The sequence below is a fragment of the Pseudomonas sp. Leaf15 genome, assembly GCF_001421425.1.
Lineage (GTDB): Bacteria > Pseudomonadota > Gammaproteobacteria > Pseudomonadales > Pseudomonadaceae > Aquipseudomonas > Aquipseudomonas salomonii.
Genome location: NZ_LMKI01000023.1, coordinates 522,693 through 543,104 on the forward strand (window position 1 = coordinate 522,693; position 20,412 = coordinate 543,104).

Consider the following 20,412-nt stretch of genomic DNA (forward strand, 5'->3'; position numbering starts at 1 on the left):
GATCAGAACGTGTGGGAGCGGGCTTGCTCGCGAATGCGGTGTGTCAGTCAATAATTCTTTAACTGATACACCGCATTCGCAGGCGAGCCAGCTCCCACATTGAAGGGGTTATCACACCTGTTCCCTGCTAGGCCCGAGCTTTACTCGGCGTACGCCCAGGTCATTCTGAAAGACGCCCCGCCCCACTCCGAATCCAGCACTTCCACCTGCCCGCCGTGCCACTGGCTGACGCGCTTGACCAACGCCAGCCCCAAGCCAAAGCCGCCGGTGCGGCGATCGCGGCTGGCATCCAGGCGCAGGAACGGTTCGAAGATCTTCGACCGCCCCTCCATCGGCACACCAGGGCCGTCGTCATTAACCCGCACTTCGTAGCCATTGCCGAACTTGACCAGCGACACTTCTACACGACGCTCAGCGTAGCGAATGGCATTGCGCAGCAGGTTGATCACTGCACGCGCCATAAAGCGCGGCTCGATCTGGATAAAGTCGACCTCACAGGTGCGCAACGACAACTGCACCCCGGCTGCCTCGGCCTCCAGCGCCACGCTGCCGATCACGCTGTCGAGCCAGCTGTGGGCTTCGATATTCTCCCGAGTGACCTGGGTGGCGCCGCGCTCCAGGCTGGCGTAGGTCAACAGTTCGGAGACCATTTCTTCCAGCTCGCCAAGGTCAGCGTACATATCGGCGATCAGTTCGCGGCTCTGGCGTGGGTCGGCCTGTTGCTTGAGCTGATCCAGCTCAAATGACAAGCGCGCAATCGGCGTGCGCAACTCATGGGACACCGCGTTGGTCAGCTCACGCTGGTTGGCGATCAGGCTTTCGATACGCTCGGCCATCTGGTTGAAGTGCCCGGCCAGCTCGCGCACGGTAGAACGGCGTGGCAGCAGGATGCGCGAGCCGAGGTCGTTATCGCCAAAGCGCTGCGCGGCCAGGCGGATATGTTCGAGGTCACGCCAGTGCGGGCGTACCCAGAAATACAGGACGATGGCCAGGCTCACACCCAGGAAGCCGTAGGCCCACAGGTACAACCATTTGGGCTCTTCCGGCAGCTTGATCTGCAGCAATTGCGGACCGCCATCAATGGTGGTCAGGAACTCCATGAAGTCGCCGCGCACCACCAATTGGCCGCCCGCCAATAGTTGCTGTTCGCGGTCATTGAGCGCCAGGGTGTCGCGCGGCACCAGCTTGAGGCGCAGGCCGTAATGGGGTTGCAGCTCCGCCAGGCGCGCATCGCGGGCCGCGCCCTGCACCGGGCGCAGTTGCTCGACCAGCCCGTAGGCCGGCCCGCGCAAGGCTTCGCGGTTATAGACCTCGTTGGCCTCGGGCAATAACTCATCGAAGGTGTAGTTGACCAGCCAGATTGCCCCGGCCAACCCCAGCGCCAGGATCACATACAGGCGCAGAAACAGGCGCAGCATCTAAACCTCCCACGCAAACGGATTGAACAAATACCCCTTGCCCCAGATGGTCTTGATGCACACCGGTTCGCGCGGGTTGTCGTTGAGCTTGCTGCGCAACTTGCTGATGTACACGTCGACACTGCGGTTCAGGCCGTCGAAGGCAATACCGCGCATGCGGTTGAGAATGTCGTCGCGCGAAAGGATTTTTCCCGAGTTGCTGGCCAGCAGCCACAGCAGTTCGAACTCCATGGTAGTGAGGTCGATGGCCTCGCCGCCCAGGCTGACGCCGCGGCAACTGCGGTCAATCGACAGCCGGCCAAACTCCAGCGCACCACGCACCGCGGGCTCCGGCACCTGGCGGCGCTGCAAGGCACGCAGGCGCGCGAGCAATACCGGCGGCTTGATCGGTTTGATCACGTAGTCGTCGGCGCCCGACTCCAGGCCCAGGATGTGGTCCAGGTCGTCTTCCTTGGCGGTGAGGATGACGATGGGCGTGTCGGACACATTGCGAATCCCCCGGCACACGTGCAGCCCGCTCTGGCCCGGCAGCATCAGGTCGAGCACCACAATCTTCGGTTTGAAGTCGAGAAAGGCCGCCAGGGCCTCATCGCCCCGGTGCACCACGCGCACCTCGAAACCGTGTTGCGACAGGAAGTGCGCGATCAGCCCTGCCAGCTTTTCATCGTCCTCAACGAGCAGGACCTTGCCCAGACCCAGGTTTTCCATAAGTTCTCAGTGTGGATGCGCGGATTGAAGTGTGCGCATTATAGGTGGCAAGCTGGCCTGAAAAGGTACTGGGCGCGGCAAAAAACGCCTTTGTGTGGGGCTTTCGAACAACCTTCATGTTTTTAAAGGTTTTTAACATTTCACCCGGAGTTTTTAACGTATCAAATCGCGGCGTTAGCAGCCTTGCCCAAGAAAGATCGTGATTTTTCCGACAGCCATAACTCACGTCATTTTCGGAAGTTTCGACACTAACATTTATTCAGCAAACGCCTTAAATTGTCACGACGCAGTGACAAAACAGTGACGCGGCCGTCGTTGACAGCCCAACAACGCCAATGAAACTATCCATGCACTTTTCAGCGACACCTGCCGGTGAAAGTCATGGAAGATAATTAAAATAAATATCAAAGGAGTTGATAGCGTGCACCCGCAACTTTTATCGATTGCCACCCCTGGTGCTTACCTCCGCGCCTTATTCAAACACAGCCCTTATTTAATTTAGCGAACCGCTCTTACACAGCCGTTCTGTCTTTATTTAAGCGTGTTATTGAATACAGGTACACACCATGCTTTTGTATCACGAGGTCATCGAACATAACGCCTCCCGCCACCCGCACAAGTGCGCTGTTGCGCTCGATGCCGTCCATTACAGCTATGGAATGCTTCAAGCAAGAACGACACAAATAGCCCGACTGCTGGTCGCCAGCGGTGTTCAACCAGGCGATCGCGTCGCCCTGTATTCACCGATCTGCATCGATCTCGTTGCCGCTTATCTCGCCGTCCTGCGCGTGGGTGCGATTACGGCGGCAACGCACCCCACTTACAGCCGCGAGAAACTGGTTCACCAACTCAAGCATACCGGTGCCAGGGTCCTCATCACCCAAGGCTGCGAGGCGCTGGAAACACTGGGTCGGGACACCGATTTAGAACGAATAATAATGATCGGCGACGCTGCGGCAACGCCGCCTGAGGTCATCTCTCTAGACCACGCCTTATTGGCGCCCGACGTTGCGCAGGCAGCACTTCCCGACCTGCAGGACGACGCCCGCATCACCTCGATCTTCTATACGTCCGGCTCGACTTTCAATCCAAAAGGTGTGGTCGTTAACCACTCAATCATGGTTGCCGCAACGACGAGCGTTACCGCCTATTTGAACAACACACCCGACGACGTGATCCTCAGCTATTCCACATTGGCTTCCGATTACGGCGTGTACAACATCCTGATGCCCTTGTATTTCGGTGGCACGTCGGTCATTGAAAGTCGCCCGCCTCAGGATGCAGACGCGGTGCTGAAGGTCGCGGAACGCGAGGGGGTGACTGGCATGCACATCTTCCCGCCGATATTTTTCCTGCTGGCCGAAACAAAACAACACTGGCAACGTCAACTGCCTCGTCTGCGCTACATTTCCAGCAGCGGCCAGCCGCTGTATACCCGCCACATAAAACGCATTCGTGCTGCACTTCCCGCTGTTCAGATTTACTCCAACTATGGGCTGACCGAATGCAAGCGGGTCAGCTACTTGCCACCTGATTACATTGATAAATACCCCACTTCAGTTGGTAAACCCTTACCCGGCGTCACCGCACTTATTGTCGATGAGGACGGCAAACAGATAACACAGCCGGGAGTTATTGGTGAACTTTGGGTGAGCAGCGACTACCTGATGCTGGAGTATTGGAAAATGCCCGAGGCTACTCATACGGCTATCAAGACCGGTGTAGTCGGCGCACAAAGATTCTATTGCACGGGCGACCTCTTCAAGCGAGACGATCAAGGCTTTCTCTATTACGTAGCCCGCAAGGATGATGTATTTGCACGCAACATATGGAATGTCAACCCGCGCGAAATAGAGCAGTGCCTGGCCTCTCACCCGGCCGTCGCCCAAGTGGTTGTAGTGCCTGTGGCGGATGAGTCTGCCGGCTTTTTGCCCAAGGCCTGTGTGGTGCTGGAGCGCAACCATGATTCAAGTTGCGAAGCCGCACTGCATGAATACTGCAAACGGCATATGGACTGGCACATGGTCCCTGCGCAATGGGCGTTTATGGACGCATTGCCGCAAACCGATTCAGGCAAGACGACCGGCAAAGGCCTGGCTTGACATCAAGGAGCGATTCGATGGATCACTTGCACAACAGCAGGCTCGAAACAGACTTACAAAACAGCTCGATGTTTAAACTGGCCGAGCATTTTCACAGCCTGGCCACTGGCTCCACACAGGTTCCTTCGCGCCCACTCACCAGCCAGCTGCGCGAGACAATCGTTGACGCCGATGTCGTCGCTTATCACGATCAACTGGTCGCTGAGGCCGGCCCGCTGTTTTCACATTTCCTGGCCAGCGTGCCGTACATTCTTGAGGAAATGGCACGTGTTGGTGTGGCGCTCACCCGGCTTTCCCAGGCCCGTCGCACAGGGCCGGAGCAACGCTTCAGCTTTTTTGAAGTCGACGCCTTCGACGGCAGCAACGGCCGTGCGCTGGCAGCTCACTCTGCCGGCCTGGTGCAGACACTGACCTGCTCGCCTAACCGTGCCAATCAGCTCGCCTTCGACCGGTTTGCAAGCCCCGAACACTCGCTGTTCTACCCGGAGTCGTTCTTCAAAGTCATCCCGGCGCTACTTGGCTCACCACCTCTTGTACGATTTGCCGAAGGTTTTGATTACCTTTACGAAACCGCGGCCTTCCAGTTTTACACCCAGGACCGCGACTTACAGCTCAGCCATGTCAAACCGCTGCTCAAGCCAGGCGGCCTGGCGTTCTTTTTGGAAAAGGTCAATCACGTCGACCCTCAAGAGTATCTGCGCCGAGAAGCGTTGAAGGACCAGGACTTCAAGACGCGCTACTTCACCGCCGCAGAAATCGAGTGGAAGCGCCTGCAAATGCTCGATCAGATGGAAAACGGCCAAGTGTGCATGGACGTGCTGGTGGCAGCCCTTCAGCGGCACTTCAAGTACGTGTTCCTGCTTTGGAACAGCACCAATTTCTGCGAGTTCGTTGCTTCAGACGACCTCGACCATATTGAGCAGTTTATTGATTTGCTTGGCCCAATCAACCAACCGCGCTCCTTTTGCTTCGAACACGCCTCCCTGGGCAAGCAGACACAAAAGGAAGCGCCCAATGCCTGAAGCTTATCTATCAAGGTGGCGCGAACGCGCAGCCCTGGCCGACAAAAATCGCCAATTGAGCGATCAAACACTCAGTGAATTGCACGCCAGCGGCTTGCTGTCGTTAGTGTGCCCGCGCCGGGCGCAACCGACATTGCCTGGCTGGCCAACGCTGGTGCGCTCATCCAGGACGGCAGCCAGGGCATGCGCGTCGACGGGCTGGTTGATCAGCCTGGTGGGCGGACACGCCGCCATCGCCGCACGCCTGAACCAGGCCTTTGAGGCGAAACTCTACCGTACAGGCACGCCTCAACTATTTGCCTCCGCGTCAGCAGGCCCGGACAGTCGATTGTCGATTGAACCTGAGGGCATGCGCGTCAGTGGTCGATGGCGCTTCAGTTCCGGCATCGAACATGCCACGTGGTTGATCCTGAATGCCCCATGCCCCAACCATCCCACGGCCGGCACCACTGAACGCTTGCTGGTTGTCATTGCGAAAAAAGACGTGGTTGTACTCGACTCCTGGAACACCACGGGCATGCGTGCGACAGGCTCTCACGATGTAGTGACGCCCGATCTGCTGGTGCCTCATCACGAAGTGTTCCCACTTCAACACGTGTTTGGCCACCGGCCGGCCGGGGCTGGGCACGAGTACCTGTACTGCGTACCCATCGTGCCGTTCATCACGACGTCGATCATCGGCCCAGTTCTGGGATGCGCCGAGGGCGCTTATGAGCTGCACCTCCAGGCACTGGCACGAGACAACACAGCCCCTTGCGCCATCGCCCTTGAGCGTGCGGCCCATAGTGGCGCGCAGTTGACAGCAGCCGGTGCGCTGTTTGATTCACTGGTCGATCGTCTGCATGCGTCGGGCCAGGCACAACGCGCGCTCACCGAGCGCCAGTTGCTGGCCCTCAAGCGTGATCGCAGCTACCTCACCCACCAATGCGTCGAAGCGGTACGACGTTTGGTCGAACACAGCAGCGCCTCGCTGATGACCACCGAGAACCCGTTGCACAGGCATTGGCGCGACCTGCAGACCATGGCCGCCCACCGTGACGTGCACTGGGACTCGGCGATGCTGGCCAGTGCCACCTCAGAACTCAATCACTGCCTTAACGCCCGGCATTAACAGGAGACGACCATGTTTGTTCGCAACAAGACCGATATTGAGAACACCGCTCACTTTGTTGAATGGGGCGCTGGAACCAGTCACCGCCTGCTGACGGAGAAAGACGGAATGGGCTATACCGTCTGCCATACCGTTGTGCGTGCTGGCACAGAGTCGCTGCTGCACTACCGCAATCACTTGGAAGCCTGTTACTGCATCGCCGGTGAAGGTGAGGTTGAAGATATGGACGGCAATATCTACCCGATCCGCCCGGGCGATATGTATGTCCTGGACCAACATGACCGGCATTATCTGCGCGGTGGCGTGCATCAGGATCTGATACTGGTGAGCGTGTTCAACCCGCCGCTTCGTGGCGATGAGCGCCATAACCTCACCGATACCGGCGGCTCAAGCTACTGAGCGGCCCGTGTGTTGACGCTTTGATCGATTGAAACGAGAGCACCATGCGCAAGGACTACCTGGCTTTTTTTATCTCGCTGTTTCTGTCGCGGCTGGCGGACCAGATTCTGTTGTTTATCGTGCCGCTGATCGTATTCCAAACCACCAACAGTGTGTCGTGGGCCGGCTTGGCGTTCTTCGTCGAGTCACTGCCGCGTTACCTGGCGTTCCCGGTGTGCGGCGCATTGTGCGACAAGTTCTCGCCGGTGCGCATCCTGCATATCAGCCAGGTTTACCGCGCATTGGCGTGCGTGCTGGCAGTGGCGTTGTATGGCGTGTTCGACGGCATCTATTGGCTGGTGATCCTGTCGGCGCTGTGCGGCGTGTTGACGACCCAGGGCATCATGGCCCGCGAAGTGGTGATGCCGCATATCTTCAAGCATTACACCTATGCCAAGACCTTGTCCTACTCGCAGATCGCCGACCAGACCGGCCTGGTGCTGGGGCCGCTGGTGGCGGCGCTGATGCTCGAGGTGTGGGCCTGGCCGTGGGTGGTGGTGGGCATTGCCGGGCTGTTTGTGCTTGCGGACCTGGCGATGCTGGTGTGGCAGCGCAACACCACGGTGAGCCTGGAGAGCTTTGAGCAGCATCAGGATATCTGGCTGCAACCGTTGCGCATTGCCTTCGGGCACATTCGCAAACTGACGGAATTGAAGCGGATCATTGCCCTGGCGGTGGGCGTCAACCTGATCATCGGGGTCACGCTGGCGACGTCTGCGGCCATGGTCACTGGCCTGTTCGACGCCGGCAAAGATGCCTATGCGTTGTTGCAGGCTGCGGGCGCGGTGGTGACCATCGTTATTCTGTTTTACCTGGCGCGTTCCAGCCTGCCGTTGAAGGTGCTGGGTGGGTTGTCCTATTCCATGATTGCGGCGGGGGCGGTGATCATGGCCGTCAGCCCCAATCTGTGGGCTTACACCCTGGGGTTCCTACTGATCACCGGCTTCGACAAGATGTTCAATGTGTACATGCGCAGCACCCGCCAGCGGGTGATTCCGGTGCAGGACTTCGGCAAGACAGTGGGCGTGATCACCTTGCTCAATAACCTCGCGCAGCCGCTGGCGGGCCTGTTGATCGCCGTGCTGGCGGCGCCGTTGGGCACGCAAACGGTGATCTTGCTGCTGGCCGGGATCACCGCGCTGATCGGCGTGGCCGTTGCCTCAGGCTGGCACGCCACTGTGAAAGCGGAACTCGATGTCGGGTGACTCGATCAGTTCCTGCTCGGCGGCGCGTACCCGTTGGATCACCTGGGCGATGTCCTTGGCGTCGCCGTACTGGTAGGCGAGCTTCAGATAACCCTGGAAGTGCCGGGCCTCGCTTTTGAGCAAACCGAAGTAGAACTTGCCGAGTTCTTCGTCCAAATGCGGCACCAGGGCTTCGAAACGCTCGCAACTGCGCGCCTCGATAAAGGCGCCGACCACCAGCGTGTCCACCAGCTTGACCGGCTCATGGCTGCGCACCACCTTGCGCAAACCCGAGGCGTAACGGCCGGCATGCAGTTGGCGCAGCTCGACCTTGCGCTTTTTGATCAGGCGCATGACTTGTTCGTGGTGCACCAGCTCTTCACGCGCCAGGCGCGACATCATGCTGATCAGGTCCACATGAGCGTGGTACTTGGCGATCAGGCTGAGGGCGGTGCTGGCGGCTTTGAATTCGCAGTTCTTGTGGTCGATCAGCAGGGTGTGCTGATCGGCCAACGCGGCCTGGACCCAGGCATCGGGGGTGCGGCAGCCGAGGAATTCGTGGATTTCGGGCAGGTTCATCGGGCTCACGGGCAAAAGGATCACAAAAGGCCGGCGATTATACCGACCCCGCCGCAGACCACCAGCCACCGGCCTTGATGTGCATCAACATGACGTCTGGCGGGCAGCAACTATAGTTGTTCCAGGCCCACCCTTTTGGAGACCCCGACCATGCAAGCCATTCGCAGCATCCTGGTGGTGATCGAACCTGAGCATTCCGAAAGCCTGGCGCTCAAGCGCGCCAAGCTGATTGCCGGGGTCACCGGCGCGCACCTGCATTTGCTGGTGTGCGACAAAAAGCACGAGCATTCGGCGCTGCTCAGCCTGCTCAAGTCCGGCCTGCAGGAGGACGGCTACAGCGTGACCACCGAGCAGGCGTGGAATGACAGCCTGCATGAAACCATCATCGACGTGCAGCAGGCCGAAGGTTGTGGCTTGGTAATCAAGCAGCACTTCCCGGACAGCCCATTGAAAAAGGCCCTGCTGACGCCGGCAGACTGGAAACTGCTGCGCTACTGCCCTACCGCGGTGCTGCTGGTGAAAACCTCGACGCCCTGGGCCGACAAGGTGGTGCTGGGGGCGATTGATGTGGGCAACAGCGACAGCGAACACCAGGCGCTGCACAACACCATCATCGACCATGGCTTCGACATTGCGCGCCTGGCCAAAGCGCAGCTGCACGTGATCAGTGCCCATCCGTCGCCGATGCTGTCGGCGGCAGACCCGACCTTCCAGCTCAAGGAAACCATCGAGGCGCGCTATCGCGAACAGTGCAAGGCGTTCCAGGCCGAGTTTGATATCGACGACACCCACCTGCATATCGAGGAAGGCCCGGCGGATGTGTTGATTCCCCATGCTGCGCATACCTTGCAGGCGGCGGTGACCATTATCGGCACGGTGGCGCGCACCGGGCTTTCCGGGGCGCTGATCGGCAATACGGCGGAGGTGGTGCTGGATGCGGTGGAAGGTGATGTATTGGTGCTTAAGCCGCAGGCGTTGATGGACCATCTGCAGGAGTTGGCGACCAAGCCTTGATCTACGGGGCGCTGGAAATCAAAGGTGGGAGCTGGCTTGCCTGCGATAGCGACCTTTCAGTCAACACACCTTTGGCTGATCTACCGCCATCGCAGGCAAGCCAGCTCCCACATTGACCTCTGCGGTCAGTGGCCCAGTGCGTCCTTCAGGAACCCCGGCGCGATATAGCGCTGGTAATGCGCCTCGGACAAGATAAAGAACTCACGATCAATGGCATCCCGCAGTTCCGGCAGTGCCCACTCACGAAACTCCGGCAGCAGCACCATGCCATAGGCTTCCAAGTTGGAAATCACCCGCGCGCCGCGGGCGATCAACTGGTAGGCCCAGCAGTACTCGGACTGGTGCGGCACGAAGCGAATCTTGCGCTGCTCAAGCTGCCCGCGCAGCATCTTGGGGTCGAAGACTTCCAGTTTGCCGGCCATCACTTGCACCAACAGCTGCTCCAATCGCAACCATACCGCGCGTTTTTCTTCTTCGTTATAGCCATTCCACTGGATCACCTCATGGTGAAAGCGCTTGCAGCCGCGGCACACGAGATCGCCGTAAACCGTGGAGCACAGGCCGACGCAGGGGGTCTTGATGGCTTGGTTGGACATGGGCAGCGCACACAAATCAGCGAAACGATGCGCCATGTTAGCCCTTTGTCTAAGGTTGATCACCCAGCAAACTTGGTGAGGTAACTTACCTTTAGATTTTTTTTGCCGTAGAATCATCCGGCCTTGTAAGGCGCCAATAATCCGCTGGAAGCTGTTTTCAAAGCGTCACGAGCACAGTCGTTCCTTCAGAACGGTGTTGGCGCAGGTTCGACCCGGTAGGTCAGAGCCCGCGCCAACCCTCATCAGCTCCGTTCTGCAGGCGTAAAACTTTGAAAGCAGCTTCTGTGAGGAATGCCGGCAGCGCTGGCTTTGCGGCCCAAAAAGCCCCCGAGCGCATGCGTGCCGTTCATTTCTGGATGAGCGTCCCGTGGGACCACTGATGAGGGTAATAACTGTGCTTGAAGCCTACCGCAAACATATCGAAGAGCGCGCAGCACTGGGTATCGTTCCCCAGCCGCTTAACGCCGAACAAACCGCAGGCCTGGTCGAGCTGCTGAAGAATCCTCCGGCTGGCGAAGAAGAATTTCTCGTTGACCTGATCACCAACCGCATTCCACCAGGCGTTGACGAGGCTGCCTACGTCAAGGCCGGCTTCCTGTCCGCCCTGGCCAAGGGCGAAGTCACTTCTCCCCTGATCGACAAAAAACGCGCGGTTGAACTGCTTGGCACCATGCAAGGCGGCTACAACATCGTGACGTTGGTCGACCTGCTGGACGACGCCGAGCTGGCCCCTGTCGCGGCCGCCCAACTCAAGCACACCCTGCTGATGTTCGATGCGTTCCACGACGTGGCCGAAAAGGCCAAGAACGGCAACGAGCACGCCAAAGGCGTGATCCAGTCCTGGGCTGACGGCGAGTGGTTCCGCAACCGCCCAACCCTGGCCGACAAGATCAGCCTGCGCGTATTCAAGGTCACCGGCGAAACCAACACCGACGACCTGTCCCCTGCCCCGGACGCCTGGTCCCGCCCTGACATCCCGCTGCACGCCCTGGCCATGCTGAAAATGGCACGCGAAGGCATCGTGCCGGACGAGCAAGGCAAAACCGGCCCGATGAAGCAGATCGAAGAGATGCGCGGCCAGGGTTTCCCGATCGCCTACGTCGGCGACGTGGTGGGTACCGGTTCGTCGCGTAAATCGGCAACCAACTCGGTATTGTGGTTCTTCGGCGACGACGTACCGTACGTGCCGAACAAGCGCGCCGGCGGCTTCTGCTTCGGCAGCAAGATCGCTCCAATCTTCTACAACACCATGGAAGATGCTGGCGCACTGCCAATCGAATTCGACGTTACCAACATGAACATGGGCGACGTGATCGACCTGTACCCGCATGCTGGCAAAGTCTGCAAACACGGCACCGACGAAGTCCTGACCACCTTCGAAATGAAGACCCCGGTGCTGTTGGACGAAGTTCGCGCCGGCGGCCGTATCCCGCTGATCATCGGCCGTGGCCTGACCGACAAGGCGCGCGCCGAACTCGGCCTGGGCCCTACCGACCTGTTCAAGCTGCCTGAAGCCCCTGTCGACACCGGCAAAGGCTTCACCCTGGCACAGAAAATGGTCGGCAAGGCCTGCGGTCTGCCAGAAGGCAAAGGCGTTCGTCCTGGCACCTACTGCGAGCCGAAGATGACCACCGTGGGTTCTCAGGACACCACCGGTCCTATGACCCGTGATGAACTCAAAGACCTGGCGTGCCTGGGCTTCTCGACCGATCTGGTCATGCAGTCGTTCTGCCATACCGCGGCCTACCCCAAGCCGATCGACGTGACCACCCACCACACCCTGCCTGACTTCATCATGACCCGTGGCGGTGTATCGCTGCGTCCAGGCGACGGCATCATCCACAGCTGGTTGAACCGTATGCTGCTGCCGGATACCGTCGGCACCGGTGGTGACTCCCACACCCGTTTCCCGATGGGCATTTCGTTCCCGGCCGGTTCCGGTCTGGTCGCGTTTGCCGCAGCCACTGGCGTTATGCCACTGGACATGCCGGAATCGATCCTGGTGCGCTTCAAAGGCAAAATGAAACCTGGTATCACCCTGCGTGACCTGGTTCATGCCATTCCTTACTACGCGATCCAGGCTGGCCTGCTGACCGTAGAGAAGAAAGGCAAGAAGAACGCCTTCTCCGGCCGCATCCTGGAAATCGAAGGCCTGAACGACCTGACGCTGGAACAAGCCTTTGAGCTGTCCGACGCCTCGGCTGAACGTTCGGCTGCCGGTTGCACCATCAAGCTGTCCAAAGAGTCGGTCACCGAGTACCTGAACTCCAACATCACCCTGCTGCGCTGGATGATCGGCGAAGGCTACGGCGATGCACGCACCCTGGAACGTCGCGCCCAAGCGATGGAAGCCTGGGTTGCCAACCCGGAGCTGATGGAAGCCGATGCCGACGCCGAATACGCCGAAATCATCGAGATCGACCTGGCCGAAATCAACGAGCCGATCCTCTGCGCACCAAACGACCCGGACGATGCCCGTCTGTTGTCCAGCGTTGCCGGTGAGAAGATCGACGAAGTGTTCATCGGTTCGTGCATGACCAACATCGGTCACTTCCGCGCTGCCGGTAAACTGCTGGAGCAGGTCAAGGGCCAGCTGCCAACCCGTCTGTGGCTGTCGCCGCCGACCAAGATGGACGCACACCAACTGACCGAAGAAGGCTACTACGGTATCTACGGCAAGGCTGGCGCGCGCATGGAAATGCCGGGCTGCTCGCTGTGCATGGGTAACCAGGCACGTGTAGAGCCGAACTCGACGGTTGTGTCGACTTCGACCCGTAACTTCCCGAACCGTCTGGGTGATGGCGCGAACGTCTACCTGGCCTCGGCTGAGCTGGCGGCAGTTGCCTCCACGCTGGGTCGCCTGCCGACCGTCGAAGAGTACATGGGTTACGCAGCGAAACTGGACACCATGGCCAGTGACGTTTACCGCTACCTGAACTTCGACCAGATCGCCGAGTTCCGCAAAATCGCAGCAAGCGCCAACATCCCGGTGATTCAAGCCTAAGATGTGGTGATTTAAAAAACGCCGCGCATCGCAAGATGCGCGGCGTTTTTTTATGCCTGGAATACAGCGCTAACAACACCACCAAACAAATGTGGGAGCTGGCTTGCCTGCTCCCACACTTTTTGATCATTGGTACTCACGGCCTGGTGTGCAACGCCAACTGCACTGCGCCATCGACACTCAAGGCACTCAGCAAAACCTGTGGCGCAACGGCTTCGGGCAAGGCTTGCAGTACTTCCATCGCCGCATGCCGCACCCGCGCCAGTACCAGCCGCTTGCCCTCCCCGTGCACCTGCGCAAAAAACGCTGCCAGCGCCTCGATACTGGTGCCGTCAAGGTCAGGAGACTCCTCCAGGCTCAACACCACCGCATCGACCGGCGACTGACGCATCAAGCGCAACGCCGCACCCAGGATGCGCTCGGCATTGGCAAAGAACAGCGCTTCGCTGGGCCGCACAATCAACAGCCCAGGCACTTGTACCGCGTCAGCATGGTGTTGTTGGTCAACAAAATCGTGAGTGTCGCCCAAGCGCCCCAGCACTTGAATATCCGCCGAAGACATCTGGCGCAACATCAACACCACGCTGATCGCCACCGACACCAGCAAGCCATCCAGCACGCCCAACACCAGGACCGCCGCTACCGCGCAGACCACCAGCAAACGGTCACGGCGCCACCGGAAATAACGGCCCAAGGGTTGCAGGCTCAAACCACGGCCCAGCGCGTAGATGACGATGGCGGCGAGCACCGGCTCCGGTGTTAACGCCACATACGGCAGCACCGTCAACACGATCACCAGCACCACCAACGCCGCAATGACGCCCGCCAGACGCGAAACGGCGCCGGCGGCCTCATTCGCCGACGTCGCCGAATAGCCCGCACCGGCGGGCATGCCATGGAACAACCCGGACACCAGATTCGCCGCGCCCAACGCCAAGAGGTCGCGATTGGATGACACCCGGTCGCCATGTTTAAGTGCGAACGAACTGATAGAGCCGTAGGACTCCGCATACAGGATCATGACCAAGGCAAAGGCCAGCTCGCCCAGGCGCAACCAATCCGCGAACGGCAGCACCGGAAAGTGCCCCAGTTCCAGACGCAGATCAATCATGCCGATCAAGGCCACGCCATGGGCCTGCAAGCCCAGGTACTGCCCGGCAACAATCCCCAGCACCACCACCAGCAAGCCGCCCGGCAAACGCGGGATTCGCGCGCACAGCCACAAGACGGCCAATGCTGCCGCTGCCACCAGCGCCGCCGGCCAGTTCCAGCGCGCAAGTTGTTCCAGTAGTTGCGGCAGGAAACGGATCAGGTTGTTATCGGCCAGGTGTACGCCCACCACACTCGCCAATTGCTTGAGGATGATGGTCAGCGCCAGGCCAAAGGCAAAACCGCGCAACACCGGCTTGGCGATAAACGACGTCACACCGCCCAGCTTGAACAAACCGGCCAACACAAACAGCACGCCGGTGATCAGCACCAGGCCGAAGGCCAGGGACAGCCTGAGCGCCGGATCATCCCCGGCCATGCTGGCGGTAGCCGCCGCCAATACCGCCGCCGAAGAGGACGTGGCCGACACAATCGCGAAACGGCTGGTGCCCAGCAGGCCGTAACACACCAGCCCGGCGAACAAGGCGATCACACCGGCCTGCGGTGGCAATGCGGCGATGCTGGAATACGCCACAGCCTCCGGCAGCAATAAACCGGCGATGGACAGCCCGGCAAGGATGTCCTGGGTACGATTGGGTGGTACGGCAACGGGCGTAACGGTTTCAGTTTTCAATCGGCCCAACCCATCCTGGCAAATAACGGGCTTCCTGGCTGCGCGCCAGGGTCATGGCCTTGCCCACTAATTTGGCATTTGGCTGGCTGACAACATCGCTGCCGATACGGCTGCGAAAAAAGTCCGCCCACAAAAACTCGCTGAACGGTGTTGCGTCCTTGGCGTAACCACCGGCGGTGCGCAGCAGACCGGCAAGGCTGCGGTAAGGGTCGTCCTGCAGATCGGTTATCTTGCGGGGAATGGCTTCATAGGTACGCCGCAAACCGCGCGCGTCGTAGGGGTGGACCCATTGATTGAATGCCATGACATTCCAGAAGGTGCTGCGCTCGACGAAAGACAGGTCCTTGAGCATCAGCAGCGACACACTCTTGACCTCTTCCAGAATCAAGGCCAAACCAAAATGGTGATGGTCGGTGATGTAGTAGCGCTCGTCCGGCCCCAGCACACAAGGAAACCAGTGTTTGTCGAGGGCGGCGGCGCGCTCCTTGCGCTTGAGTTTGGTCCAGGCGTCGCGCTTGGCAGCGACTTCCGCCATGCCGACCGTCAATTGTGTAGGGTGCAGTTTTTCCAGTTTGCCTGTGACCAGTTGCGGGCGGGGCCGAGCCATGGGTATCTCCAAAGGGAACCAACACGTCGACAGCTTAGCCCTCATTGCAATCGGGATTTTTTTCGGACACAAAAAAAGCCGACTCACGCAGTGCGCGAATCGGCTTTGCTGCCTGCTGCCGGTTATCAGGACAGCAGCGAGTAAACCAACGCAGTAATCGCGACCAGGCCTACAGCGGTGACAAACACATTCGACGCCTGCCCACGGTACTTGTCCATGGCCGGCACCTTGCGGATCGCGTACATCGGCATCAGGAACAGGATCGACGCGATGATCGGGCCACCGAGGGTTTCGATCATGCCGAGAATGCTCGGGTTGAGCGTGGCGACCAGCCAGCACACCACCAGCATGAAGGCGGCGGTCATGCGGTCCAGGGACTTGGCAGCCGGACGACGCCCGGTTTTCAATACCAGCCCCTTGAGACCTTCACTGGCGCCGATGTAGTGGCCCAGGAACGACTTGGCAATCGCCACGAATGCAATCAACGGTGCGGCGAAGGCAATGGTCGGGTTGTCGAAGTGGTTGGCCAGGTACGACAGGATCGACAGGTTCTGCGCTTTCGCTTCGGCCAACTGCGCCGGCGACAGGGTCAGCACGCAGCTGAACACGAAGAACAGCACCATTACCACCATCAACAGGTGCGCACGGCACAGGATCTGCGAGCTGCGTTCATCGGCATTGGCGCCGTACTGGCGCTTCTGGTCGACCGCGAACGCCGAGATGATCGGCGAATGGTTGAACGAGAACACCATCACCGGAATCGCCAGCCACAGGGTATTGAGCAGCGCGGACGGCGCCGGGACTTCGCTGGCAGTGCTGAGGATGCCGCCGGTCCAGTGCGGGATCAGGTACACCGCCAGGAACAGCAAGGCGACGATGAACGGATACACCATCAGGCTCATGGCCTTGACGATCGCTTGCTCACCGCAACGCACCACGGCCAGCAGGCCGAGGATCAGCACAAAGGCCAGGATCGCGCGTGGCGGCGGCATGATGTGCAGTTGGTGTTCCATGAAACTGCTGACGGTGTTGGTCAGGGCCACGCTGTAGATCAGCAGGATCGGGAAGATGGCGAAGAAGTACAGCAAGGTGATCAGCGCACCGGCCTTGAGGCCGAAATGCTCTTCAACCACGTCGGTGATGTCGGAGCCGGCACGGCCGGACAGCACGAAGCGCGTCAGGCCACGGTGAGCGAAGAACGTCATCGGGAATGCCAGCAATGCCAGGATCACCAGGGGCCAGAAGCCGCCCAGGCCGGCGTTGATCGGCAAAAACAAAGTACCGGCGCCAATGGCGGTGCCGAACAGGCCGAGCATCCAGGTGGTGTCCTGGCGGCTCCAGCTTGTGAGGGTTGCAGGTGTCGTTGCATAGCGTTCGTCGACGCTATTGGCCTGATCATTCATCCGGTCGGATCTCCGCATTTACACGGCCGGGGCGAGTCAGAAAAACCTGACAGGCAGCGCCCCGCCCATAGAAGGGGCCGGATTGTCCGGGATTCTCTCGAATAAGCAAAGACTTAGCTGAGGAATGGTTAGCCGGTGCAGGCGTGCAAGGGGCGCCAGGGCGGCCGTTTGCGAGGGCTGGGGCAGCGTAGGGGCATGATCAGGAATCCATTTAAAACAACCAACTTACAAGACACATCCGACATTAAAAAAAGACACGTCCTGCATCTAATTTATATTTTCATCTTAATAGACCTATAACTGTTACAGAACCATACATAGCCATTGAGCCATCGCCAAGGTGCAAACTAAGATTCCCACTCACACTTCACACAAACACCGTGCCGTGCTGTTAACCCGTTAACGGTCCAATAACAAAAACAGCCATGCCGAATGAGTGATATCTCCCCCCAATGCTGCACCCTGCAAGTTAACAACACTGAAGGTGCCCGACATGAATCGCAACAACGCGCTCAAACTGCTTTTAATACCTGCATTGGTAACCGCCGTACTGTTTCCCGGCGCAGCCACCGCCACAACCAGTACCCACACCACTGTTAACACGGCCACGCCTGATAACGCCGTCATGTTAACGGTACTGCTTAAACATGATCAGTCGCGGCCCTTGAGTGAGTTGAAAGCACAATTGGCCAAGCAGCAATTTCACAAGGCATTTCCGCCTGCCGGCGTAGAAGTGGTGAGTTGGAATATAGCCATGGGTATCGGGCAGGTCATCGTCCTGCGCCTCCCGGCGTCGCGTCTTACAGAAGTTAACCTGGCGATCGAAAACACCGCTTGGGGTGTTTACACCACGCAATTCTTCCCTACCTACGACTTCATGCCCATTGCCCAAGCGGAGCAAGCCAAGGCGCGGCAAGCGCAAACCACTCAGTAGTCGCGATGCGGGGCTGCCGTTTCAAACATCACGGCAGCCCATGGAGAATACATTCCACAACAAATCTATTTTAGAATCCCACCCATTCCTGTACGTTTCAGGCAGTGTCCGCCTACATCCTGAGAACCCAGCCATGCCGCGCGTCTCCCGCAAACAAGCCGAACTCAACCGCGAAATCATCGTCGAGGCAGCCACGCACCTCTTCCGAGAGCGCGGCTTGCACGGTATCAGCCTGTCTGACGTAATGGCCGCAGCCGGCCTGACCCACGGCGGTTTCTATGGGCACTTCGCATCCAAGGAAGCGCTGGCCACCGAGGCGTGCCAAAAGGCATTCGAGCAATCGAACCTGGGCTGGCAGGAAAAAATCCGCCACAGTGATGATGTGCGCGCCGCCCGCGAAGCCATCCTGCGCCCGTATTTTTCCACACAGCACCGTGACACCCCTGGCGACGGCTGCCCCATCTCGGCCTTCACCCCGGACATGTGCCATGAGCCCGCTGACACCGCACTGCAGCACGCCTTTATCGACGGCGTTGAACAGTCACTGGAGGTTTTCGCCCAGCTTCAGGATGAAGACCGCGAGGCGATGCTGGCCAAGTACGCAATGATGATCGGCGCGCTCACCCTCGCCCGTGCGACACGCGGCAGCAGCTTGTCAGATGAATTCCTTGAGGCTGCAAGAAACACCCTGCTGCAAGAGCAGAACTCGGACAGCGCCGTTGACAGCCACGTACCCTCCCCAGCATGATCAGGCCATGAACCTGATTCAGCCCTGTCTCACCCGCACCACTACCACGACCGCTTATGGCGGGTCGTGCGGTTGCTGTGGGTGCCGGAGCTAAAGACACCCAGTAACAACCCAAGGCCCCGCCAGTAATGGACGGGGCCTTTTTATTGCCCCGCCCGCTGGCCACTGCAAGGAGCAAGACCATGGCAAATGCCCTGTTGATCATCGATATGCAAACCGGTTTATACGACGGGCCGGAACACCCCTTCGAGCGCGAGCGCGTGCTGGGCACCATCAACCAGCTGATCCAGCGCGCCCGCAACGCCGGCGCCCCCATCTTCGTCGCCCGCCACACCGGCCCGGCGGGTTCGCCGATTGCAGCTGGCAGCCCGCTCTGGCAACTGTGGCACGGCCTCGAGGTGGACGCAGCACGCGACCACCTGTTCAATAAAACCCGCCCCAGTTGCTTCCTGGGCACTGAACTGGCGCAACAACTGGCGGCAGCGCAGGTCGACGAATTGGTGGTGGTCGGCATGAAAACCCAGTTTTGCATCGACACCACGTGCCGAGTAGCGGTGGAGCTTGGGTTTTCGGTGGTGCTGCCCGAGGACGGCCATACCTGCATGGACACCCCGACCTTGTCGGCCCAGGCGATCATCGAGCATCACAATGCGACCTTGGCGGGAGCATTTGTGAAGCGGGTGAAAGCGCTGGATATCGAGTTCTAGCGTCACCTGTGCGGGATTTTTCTGATTGAGCAAATCGTTCCGTCTTACAAATCCCGCATACTCCTCCTATCAAACCCTTCAGGAAGAGCCTTCCGATGCCCACCACTGTTCTGGTCCTGGTTGAAACCATCAACGAATACCTGCAAATCATCGAGAGCAATGACTTTCATGTGATTCTGGCGCCGACGCCGGCCGAGCGCGCCCAAGCAATCAAGGCCCACGGCGCGCAGATCAAGGCGGTACTCACCCGTGGCCCGCTGGGGCTGTATGCCGAAGAAATCGCGGCGCTGCCGTTGCTGGAGATTATCTGCGTAATCGGCGCAGGTTATGAGCACGTGGATCTGCAAGCAGCAAGCAATCGCGGGATCGTAGTCACCAACGGCGCCGGCGTGAACGCGCCGTCAGTGGCTGACCACGCCATGGCCTTGCTGTTGGCGCTGGTGCGTGGCATTCCCCAGACTGACGCGGCGGTGCGGCGTAGCGAGTGGCCGAAAGTGATGCGCCCTTCCCTGGGCGGCAAGCAATTGGGCATTCTCGGCCTCGGCGCAGTGGGCATGGAGATTGCCAAGCGTGCCGCCCTCGGTTTTGGCATGGAAGTGAGTTACCACAACCGCCAGCCCCGCGATGATGTGGACTACACCTACTGTGCAACTGCCGTGGAGCTGGCGCGCACCTCGGACTTCCTGATCCTGGCCACGCCGGGCGGGGCCAGCACCCGCCACTTGATTGATCGCCATGCCCTGGACGCGTTGGGACCGAACGGTTACCTGGTGAACATCGGACGCGGCAGCGTGGTGGTGACCGCCGACCTGGTGGCAGCGCTGGAACAACGCCGTATCGGCGGCGCCGCATTGGATGTATTCGACGATGAGCCGAAAGTGCCCGACGCCCTCAAGCGACTGAGCAATACCGTGCTCACCTCCCATGTCGCCGGCCTGTCGCCGGAAGCGGCCCACGACACCGTGCAACGCGTGGCCGATAACTTGGTGGAATACTTCGCCGGCCGCCCAGTGCTGACACCGGTTACGCTACCGCCGCGCAGCTAGTAGCGTTT

At 59.5% G+C, this 20,412-nt stretch carries 18 protein-coding genes; 11 read left to right on the forward strand and 7 right to left on the reverse strand.

Features of this window, described 5'->3' with window-relative positions; all coding sequences use genetic code 11:
- Positions 1-140 precede the first annotated feature (140 nt).
- Both ASE80_RS18620 and ASE80_RS18625 read right to left on the reverse strand, forming a co-directional pair.
- A complete protein-coding gene (locus ASE80_RS18620; protein ID WP_056860236.1) occupies positions 141-1,418 on the reverse strand; it encodes an ATP-binding protein in 1,278 nt (425 codons plus the stop codon).
- Positions 1,419-2,126, reverse strand: a complete 708-nt coding sequence (locus ASE80_RS18625; protein WP_056860237.1) for a winged helix-turn-helix domain-containing protein — start codon at positions 2,124-2,126, stop codon at positions 1,419-1,421.
- A 566-nt stretch (positions 2,127-2,692) separates the two neighbouring features.
- Between ASE80_RS18625 and ASE80_RS30830 the strand changes: the two genes are divergently transcribed.
- The 5 genes from ASE80_RS30830 to ASE80_RS18650 are packed head-to-tail and all read left to right on the forward strand — an operon-like array spanning position 2,693 to position 8,004.
- Positions 2,693-4,228: a class I adenylate-forming enzyme family protein gene (locus ASE80_RS30830; RefSeq protein WP_111452757.1), complete on the forward strand. Its 1,536-nt coding sequence runs from the start codon at positions 2,693-2,695 to the stop codon at positions 4,226-4,228.
- Positions 4,162-5,250, forward strand: coding sequence for a class I SAM-dependent methyltransferase (locus tag ASE80_RS30835; RefSeq protein WP_236708849.1), 1,089 nt, complete (start codon positions 4,162-4,164; stop codon positions 5,248-5,250). Before ASE80_RS30830 ends, ASE80_RS30835 begins: the two co-directional genes overlap by 67 nt.
- On the forward strand, positions 5,243-6,361 hold the full coding sequence (locus tag ASE80_RS18640; RefSeq protein WP_082463649.1) for a hypothetical protein: 1,119 nt from the start codon (positions 5,243-5,245) through the stop codon (positions 6,359-6,361). Before ASE80_RS30835 ends, ASE80_RS18640 begins: the two co-directional genes overlap by 8 nt.
- A gap of 12 nt (positions 6,362-6,373) precedes the next feature.
- A complete protein-coding gene (locus ASE80_RS18645; RefSeq protein ID WP_056860240.1) occupies positions 6,374-6,760 on the forward strand; it encodes an ectoine synthase in 387 nt (128 codons plus the stop codon).
- 44 nt (positions 6,761-6,804) lie between these two features.
- Positions 6,805-8,004, forward strand: coding sequence for an MFS transporter (locus tag ASE80_RS18650; protein ID WP_056860241.1), 1,200 nt, complete (start codon positions 6,805-6,807; stop codon positions 8,002-8,004).
- On the opposite strand, the gene ASE80_RS18655 is transcribed toward ASE80_RS18650, so the two are convergent.
- Positions 7,960-8,562: a tRNA-(ms[2]io[6]A)-hydroxylase gene (locus ASE80_RS18655; RefSeq protein WP_056860242.1), complete on the reverse strand. Its 603-nt coding sequence runs from the start codon at positions 8,560-8,562 to the stop codon at positions 7,960-7,962. The two genes, ASE80_RS18650 and ASE80_RS18655, sit on opposite strands and share 45 nt — an antisense overlap.
- A gap of 150 nt (positions 8,563-8,712) precedes the next feature.
- Between ASE80_RS18655 and ASE80_RS18660 the strand changes: the two genes are divergently transcribed.
- Complete coding sequence (locus tag ASE80_RS18660; RefSeq protein ID WP_056860243.1) at positions 8,713-9,576, forward strand: universal stress protein; 864 nt, start codon at positions 8,713-8,715, stop codon at positions 9,574-9,576.
- A 125-nt stretch (positions 9,577-9,701) separates the two neighbouring features.
- Here the strand turns inward: ASE80_RS18660 and ASE80_RS18665 are convergent, their stop codons facing one another.
- Entirely contained in the window at positions 9,702-10,172 is a 471-nt protein-coding gene (locus tag ASE80_RS18665; RefSeq protein WP_056860344.1) for a DUF1289 domain-containing protein, read from the reverse strand.
- A 394-nt stretch (positions 10,173-10,566) separates the two neighbouring features.
- Between ASE80_RS18665 and acnB the strand changes: the two genes are divergently transcribed.
- Positions 10,567-13,176: a bifunctional aconitate hydratase 2/2-methylisocitrate dehydratase gene (acnB, locus tag ASE80_RS18670; RefSeq protein WP_056860244.1), complete on the forward strand. Its 2,610-nt coding sequence runs from the start codon at positions 10,567-10,569 to the stop codon at positions 13,174-13,176.
- Positions 13,177-13,312: 136 nt separating this feature from the next.
- On the opposite strand, the gene ASE80_RS18675 is transcribed toward acnB, so the two are convergent.
- The 3 genes from ASE80_RS18675 to ASE80_RS18685 form a co-directional block, all read right to left on the reverse strand.
- Positions 13,313-14,959 (reverse strand): SulP family inorganic anion transporter, encoded by a 1,647-nt coding sequence (locus ASE80_RS18675; RefSeq protein WP_056860245.1) that lies wholly within the window; start codon positions 14,957-14,959, stop codon positions 13,313-13,315.
- Positions 14,949-15,566: a ParB-like protein gene (locus tag ASE80_RS18680; RefSeq protein ID WP_056860246.1), complete on the reverse strand. Its 618-nt coding sequence runs from the start codon at positions 15,564-15,566 to the stop codon at positions 14,949-14,951. Before ASE80_RS18680 ends, ASE80_RS18675 begins: the two co-directional genes overlap by 11 nt.
- A 125-nt stretch (positions 15,567-15,691) precedes the next feature.
- Positions 15,692-16,969 (reverse strand): serine/threonine transporter, encoded by a 1,278-nt coding sequence (locus ASE80_RS18685; RefSeq protein ID WP_056860247.1) that lies wholly within the window; start codon positions 16,967-16,969, stop codon positions 15,692-15,694.
- Positions 16,970-17,462: 493 nt separating this feature from the next.
- On the opposite strand from ASE80_RS18685, the gene ASE80_RS18690 reads away from it, so the two are divergent.
- The 4 genes from ASE80_RS18690 (at position 17,463) to ASE80_RS18705 (ending at position 20,404) form a co-directional block, all read left to right on the forward strand.
- Positions 17,463-17,903 (forward strand): hypothetical protein, encoded by a 441-nt coding sequence (locus ASE80_RS18690; RefSeq protein ID WP_056860248.1) that lies wholly within the window; start codon positions 17,463-17,465, stop codon positions 17,901-17,903.
- Positions 17,904-18,036: 133 nt separating this feature from the next.
- Complete coding sequence (locus tag ASE80_RS18695) at positions 18,037-18,651, forward strand: TetR/AcrR family transcriptional regulator (protein ID WP_056860249.1); 615 nt, start codon at positions 18,037-18,039, stop codon at positions 18,649-18,651.
- A 182-nt stretch (positions 18,652-18,833) separates the two neighbouring features.
- Positions 18,834-19,358: a cysteine hydrolase family protein gene (locus tag ASE80_RS18700; RefSeq protein ID WP_056860250.1), complete on the forward strand. Its 525-nt coding sequence runs from the start codon at positions 18,834-18,836 to the stop codon at positions 19,356-19,358.
- Between the two features lie 95 nt (positions 19,359-19,453).
- Positions 19,454-20,404 carry a 2-hydroxyacid dehydrogenase gene (locus ASE80_RS18705; protein WP_056860251.1) on the forward strand — a complete coding sequence of 317 codons (951 nt, stop codon included), beginning with the start codon at positions 19,454-19,456 and terminating at the stop codon, positions 20,402-20,404.
- The last annotated feature ends 8 nt before the right edge of the window (positions 20,405-20,412 follow it).

Coding starts and splice junctions, on each gene's coding strand:
- ASE80_RS18705 (WP_056860251.1), top strand. CDS start 19,454: ATGCCCACCACTGTTCTGGTCCTGGTTGAAACCATCAACGAATACCTG.
- ASE80_RS18690 (WP_056860248.1), top strand. CDS start 17,463: ATGAATCGCAACAACGCGCTCAAACTGCTTTTAATACCTGCATTGGTA.
- ASE80_RS18655 (WP_056860242.1), bottom strand. CDS start 8,562: ATGAACCTGCCCGAAATCCACGAATTCCTCGGCTGCCGCACCCCCGAT.
- ASE80_RS18650 (WP_056860241.1), top strand. CDS start 6,805: ATGCGCAAGGACTACCTGGCTTTTTTTATCTCGCTGTTTCTGTCGCGG.
- ASE80_RS30830 (WP_111452757.1), top strand. CDS start 2,693: ATGCTTTTGTATCACGAGGTCATCGAACATAACGCCTCCCGCCACCCG.
- ASE80_RS18645 (WP_056860240.1), top strand. CDS start 6,374: ATGTTTGTTCGCAACAAGACCGATATTGAGAACACCGCTCACTTTGTT.
- ASE80_RS18620 (WP_056860236.1), bottom strand. CDS start 1,418: ATGCTGCGCCTGTTTCTGCGCCTGTATGTGATCCTGGCGCTGGGGTTG.
- ASE80_RS18625 (WP_056860237.1), bottom strand. CDS start 2,126: ATGGAAAACCTGGGTCTGGGCAAGGTCCTGCTCGTTGAGGACGATGAA.
- ASE80_RS30835 (WP_236708849.1), top strand. CDS start 4,162: ATGGGCGTTTATGGACGCATTGCCGCAAACCGATTCAGGCAAGACGAC.
- ASE80_RS18665 (WP_056860344.1), bottom strand. CDS start 10,172: ATGTCCAACCAAGCCATCAAGACCCCCTGCGTCGGCCTGTGCTCCACG.
- ASE80_RS18680 (WP_056860246.1), bottom strand. CDS start 15,566: ATGGCTCGGCCCCGCCCGCAACTGGTCACAGGCAAACTGGAAAAACTG.
- ASE80_RS18695 (WP_056860249.1), top strand. CDS start 18,037: ATGCCGCGCGTCTCCCGCAAACAAGCCGAACTCAACCGCGAAATCATC.
- ASE80_RS18640 (WP_082463649.1), top strand. CDS start 5,243: ATGCCTGAAGCTTATCTATCAAGGTGGCGCGAACGCGCAGCCCTGGCC.
- ASE80_RS18685 (WP_056860247.1), bottom strand. CDS start 16,969: ATGAATGATCAGGCCAATAGCGTCGACGAACGCTATGCAACGACACCT.
- ASE80_RS18660 (WP_056860243.1), top strand. CDS start 8,713: ATGCAAGCCATTCGCAGCATCCTGGTGGTGATCGAACCTGAGCATTCC.
- ASE80_RS18700 (WP_056860250.1), top strand. CDS start 18,834: ATGGCAAATGCCCTGTTGATCATCGATATGCAAACCGGTTTATACGAC.